The 866-nt window shown below is 44.0% G+C and carries 1 protein-coding gene; it reads left to right on the forward strand.

Features of this window, described 5'->3' with window-relative positions:
* The first annotated feature begins 90 nt into the window (after positions 1 to 90).
* Positions 91 to 849, forward strand: coding sequence for an IS5 family transposase (locus tag ACMHKH_RS14645; protein WP_413521352.1), 759 nt, complete (start codon positions 91 to 93; stop codon positions 847 to 849).
* Positions 850 to 866 lie beyond the last annotated feature (17 nt).

Consider the following 866-nt stretch of genomic DNA (forward strand, 5'->3'; position numbering starts at 1 on the left):
TAGGGGCTGTATAGAATTGGGGATTAGTTGAAAAAAATAAGCAACGCCTTACACTCTTGTTTACCACAACAAAGAGAAAAGGCGTCACTTATGGCTCGTACCATGCTCACTGATGAACAATGGCAAAAGCTGTCTGATATATTGCGACAAATCAACATATATAACAAGCCCAATCTAAGACGAACAGTCGAAGCAATGTTGTACCGTATCCGTGTTGGCTGTCCATGGCGCGACCTACCGCCTTGCTTTGGCAAGTGGTCTACCGTATACCATCAATATCGCTATTGGCGTAAAACCGGTAAATGGCAGCAACTGATGTCAATAGTAACAGCGGACTACGATAGTGAATGGTTATTTATAGATGGTAGCGTAGTAAAAGCGCATCAACACAGTACAGGCGCTGCCAGTTGTCGTGATGAAGCCATCGGCATCAGCGTTGCTGGCAATAGCAGCAAGTTACATCTCATAGTTGATGCATGTGGCAACCCTGTTCATGTGGAGCTGACAGGAGGCCAAGTACACGATTCTAAAATGGCCAACGCTTTAATTAAAAGTACCATCAAAAAAGAGACTAAGGCGGTTGTAGCAGACAGAGGCTATGACAGTAGCGACATAAGAGAGTGTATCTTTGAGCATTGTGCTGAGTCAGTAATACCCGTTAAGTCAAATTCAAAAAGCAACAACAATGCGCTGAATTGGTACTTATATCGCTGTCGCCACTTGGTAGAAAACGCCTTTGCTAGGTTAAAACACTTCAGAGGTGTTGCTACACGCTATGATAAACTTAAAGCCAGCTATGAGGCTGCCGTGATTCTAGCCTGTGTCTTTATTTGGCTGCCGCTGATTTGAATTCTATACAGCCCCTA

This window comes from Psychrobacter glacincola, assembly GCF_965118485.1.
Taxonomy (GTDB): domain Bacteria; phylum Pseudomonadota; class Gammaproteobacteria; order Pseudomonadales; family Moraxellaceae; genus Psychrobacter; species Psychrobacter glacincola_D.

Excerpts from the sequence above, each read along its gene's own strand:
- ACMHKH_RS14645 (WP_413521352.1), top strand. The coding sequence starts at position 91 with ATGGCTCGTACCATGCTCACTGATGAACAATGGCAAAAGCTGTCTGAT.